Raw genomic sequence first — 3,568 nt, 5'->3', positions numbered from 1 at the left:
AGTGAGAATCGGGGCGCTACTCGTCTATCGCCGGTGCCGGGACGCCGTCGTCGTCCGCGTCGATCTCGAACGCGCGCCGCAGCTCCGCGATCCGGTCGCGGATGTCGGCCGCCAGCTCGAACTCCAGGTTGCTCGCGGCCTCGTCCATCCGGTCTTCGAGCGCCTCGATCTGCGCTTTCGCCTCGTCTTCGCTCTCCACGTCGCCGACGCTCACGTTCGAGGTGTCCGTCTTCGACCCCGGGAGGTTCGTCTCGCTCACCGGCTTGTCGATGGTTGTCGCCTCGTAGCCGTGTTCCTCGTTGTATTCGAGCTGGATCTCGCGGCGGCGCTGGGTCTCGTCGATCGCTTCCCGCATCGAGTCGGTCACCTCGTCGGCGTAGAGGACGACCTCACCGTTGACGTTGCGCGCGGCCCGCCCCATCGTCTGGACGAGGGTGGTAGTCGAGCGCAGGAACCCCTCCTGATCGGCGTCGAGGATCGCGACGAGAGAGACCTCCGGGATGTCGAGGCCCTCGCGCAGGAGGTTGATGCCGACGAGCACGTCGATGTTGCCGAGTCGGAGGTCACGGATGATCTCGTGGCGTTCGAGGGTGTCGGTCTCGTCGTGCATGTACGCCACGTCGATCCCGGCCTCCTCGAAGTACTCCGTGAGGTCCTCGGCCATGCGCTTCGTGAGCGTGGTGACGAGCACGCGCTCGTCGCGCTCGATCCGCTCGTCGACGCGTTCGAGCAGGTCGTCGACCTGCCCCGTCGCGCCCGTCACCTCTACCTTCGGGTCGACGAGGTGGGTCGGGCGGACGATCTGTTCGACGATGTTCTCGGAGGTCTCGCGCTCGTAGTCGCCGGGGGTCGCGGAGACGTACAGCGTCCGGTCCGTCTTCTCCTCGAACTCCTCGAAGGTGAGCGGGCGGTTGTCGTAGGCGGTCGGGAGCCGGAACCCGTTCTCGACCAGCGAGTCCTTCCGCGACTTGTCGCCCTCGTACTGGCCTTTGATCTGGGGGATCGTCTGGTGGGACTCGTCGATCACGGTGAGGAAGTCGTCGGGGAAGTAGTCCAGCAGGGTGTAGGGGGCGTCGCCGGACTCGCGGTCGTCCATGTGGACCGAGTAGTTCTCGATCCCCGAACAGTAGCCCGCCTCGCGCAGCATCTCCAAGTCGAAGGTGGTACGCTCCTCGATGCGCTGGGCCGCCACGAGGTCGCCCTGTCGCTCGAAGTAGCTCACCCGCTTTTCCATCAGGTCCTCGATCTCGGTCACCGCCTGTTCGAGCTTGTCGTCGGGGATCGAGTAGTGCTCCGCCGGGTGGAGCATCACCGCCGGCTCCTCCGAGACGACCTCGCCGTGCATCGGGTCGACCTTCAGCATGCGGTCGATCTCCTCGCCCCACAGCTCGACACGCACCGCGTAGCGCCCGTACATCGGGTAGATCTCGACGGTATCGCCGCGCACGCGGAAGGTGCCCTGCGTGAAGTCCACGTCGTTGCGCTCGTAGTTCAGGTCGACGAGCCGGGTGAGCAGCTCCTCGCGGCCGACCTCCTCGCCGACTTCGAGCCGGAGCGCCATGTCGCGGTAGTTCCCCGGGTCGCCCAGCCCGTAGATGGCGGAGACGGAGGCGACGACGATCACGTCGTCGCGCGTCAGGAGCGAGCGCGTCGCGGAGTGGCGCAGGCGGTCGATCTCCTCGTTTATCGACATCTCCTTGTCGATGAATGTGTCCGTCTGCTCGACGTACGCCTCCGGCTGGTAGTAGTCGTAGTAGGAGACGAAGTACTCGACGGCGTTGTCCGGGAACAGCTCGCGGAACTCCTCGTACAGCTGGGCCGCGAGCGTCTTGTTGTGGGCGAGTACGAGGGTCGGCTGGTCCAGCTCCTCGGCGACCCACGAGACGGTGTTCGTCTTCCCGGACCCGGTGACGCCCAGCAGCGTCTGCTTTTTCGCGCCCGACTCGAACCCCTCGACGAGCCCCTCGATCGCCTCGGGCTGGTCGCCCGCGGGCTCGAACGGGGCGTCGACGCGGAGGGGGCGGTCGACGGTCGGACGGTCCTCCGAGAGGGGGGAGTCGGCGTCGCTCACGATACGCGTCGTTGGCGGTCGAGACACTTGAGCGGCGCGGCGCGTGCGACCGACGCGGGCGGGACTCGTCGGTGACCTCGCCGGTCAGTCGCTCGGCGTCTCCCGTCGCCGGAGGAGGTCGGCGAGCGTCGCGACAGAACCGAGCAGCGCCAGCGTCGTCCCGAAGACCCCGAACGTGTGGTACTGGTTCGCGAGATCTGCGATCGGCAGCATCATCGCCAGCGTGAACGCGGACCCGAACAGACAGACCACCGTCGCCCGCGGATCGGGATCGTAGTAGTCGCCGAGACGGGACAGGAGGGCGTTCGCCACACTGGGGCCTCTCGCGGCGCAAACGTATGCCTTCGGGTCGACGGCGGCGTCGACGGAGCGGACCTCGCTCCGAACCGATCCGCCTCGCGGGGGGAAGACTGACAACCGATCCGGTGGAACGCAGACCGTGTCCCTCCTCACGCCCGCCGTCGCGTTCGGCGCGGCCCTCGTGCTGTTCGTCTGGGCCGCGATCGGGCTCTGGGTGAACTTCGACGCTCGTGCTCGCAGAAGCGCCCATCCGGCCTTTTGGGGCGTTCTTGCGCCGCTTTCGGGGATCATACTGTTTTACTACCTTCTGTGGTGGCGTCGCGGACGCCCCCGCGAGTGGCCGCCAGGGCGGGTGGAAAGAGTCACCGCGACGGTCGTCGTCGCGGGAATCGGCGGACTGGCCGTCGGGAGCCTCGTCTCGCCGCCCGATCCGGCCTCGCAGTTGACCACCTGGCCAATCGCGTTCGCCGGCTGTCTCCCCGTCGCGTACTGGCTGGTGAGACGAGGGATGTGAGCCGGCGGGTCCCCCGCGTCAGCGCTCGCGGACTGGTTCCGTTTCGGCCGCACCGTCTCTCTCGTCCAGAAGGAGGTCCCGGGCGGTCGATCTGTCCTCTGTTTCGAGGAGTCGCTCGACTCGCCGCTCGAACTCGTCTTCCGTCAGTTCGCCGCGCGCGTAGCGGTCTCGAAGCGACTCCAACGGGCCTGGTTCGTCGTCGGTCACGGTCTCGTCTTTCTCGTCGTCGATCCGATCGGCGAGGACGAACGACACCGCGATAGTACCGACGATGAGTCCGGTGAGGACCGCGCCGAAGACGGTGCCGGACATGAGGAGGGCACCGACGATCGGGACGGCGATAGCGAGCGAGAGGAGGGCTGCTCCCGTTCCGTCGTCCATGCGTACGGACGGAGCAGCGAGGACGAAAACGTTTCCCCCTGTCCGCGCGACGCGTTCCGTATGCGCATCGCCGTCCCCAACAAGGGCCGCCTACACGAGCCGACGCTCTCGCTGTTAGAGCGCGCGGGACTCCACGTCGAGGAGACCGCCGACCGACAGCTGTACGCCGACACCGTCGACGAGGACGTGACGGTGCTGTTCGCGCGGGCGGCCGACATCCCCGAGTACGTCCGCGACGGCGCGGCCGACCTCGGCGTCACCGGCCTCGATCAGGCGGCCGAGTCGGGCGGGCGTCGTCGACG

At 67.5% G+C, this 3,568-nt stretch carries 5 protein-coding genes; 2 read left to right on the top strand and 3 right to left on the bottom strand.

The features are described from left to right. Positions 1–16: 16 nt before the first annotated feature. Together uvrB and BN903_RS10725 are read right to left on the bottom strand one after the other, a co-directional pair. On the bottom strand, positions 17–2,071 hold the full coding sequence (gene uvrB, locus BN903_RS10730; RefSeq protein ID WP_048077722.1) for an excinuclease ABC subunit UvrB: 2,055 nt from the start codon (positions 2,069–2,071) through the stop codon (positions 17–19). Positions 2,072–2,155: 84 nt separating this feature from the next. Then, positions 2,156–2,383, bottom strand: a complete 228-nt coding sequence (locus BN903_RS10725; RefSeq protein WP_048077721.1) for a hypothetical protein — start codon at positions 2,381–2,383, stop codon at positions 2,156–2,158. A 127-nt stretch (positions 2,384–2,510) separates the two neighbouring features. Between BN903_RS10725 and BN903_RS10720 the strand changes: the two genes are divergently transcribed. Continuing rightward, complete coding sequence (locus BN903_RS10720) at positions 2,511–2,885, top strand: hypothetical protein (RefSeq protein WP_048077720.1); 375 nt, start codon at positions 2,511–2,513, stop codon at positions 2,883–2,885. Positions 2,886–2,903: 18 nt separating this feature from the next. Here BN903_RS10720 and BN903_RS10715 read toward each other — a convergent pair whose 3' ends face one another. Further along, the gene (locus BN903_RS10715; RefSeq protein WP_048077719.1) at positions 2,904–3,266 is read right to left on the bottom strand and encodes an SHOCT domain-containing protein; all 363 of its coding nucleotides are present in this window, start codon (positions 3,264–3,266) and stop codon (positions 2,904–2,906) included. A 60-nt stretch (positions 3,267–3,326) separates the two neighbouring features. On the opposite strand from BN903_RS10715, the gene hisG reads away from it, so the two are divergent. Continuing rightward, positions 3,327–3,568, top strand: a 242-nt coding sequence (gene hisG / locus BN903_RS10710) for an ATP phosphoribosyltransferase (RefSeq protein ID WP_048077718.1), incomplete at its 3' end; no start/stop codon positions are given.

Source organism: Halorubrum sp. AJ67 (assembly GCF_000513435.1).
Note: the sequence above shows the minus strand (reverse complement) of the source record. Positions and strands in the feature narration are given on the sequence as shown.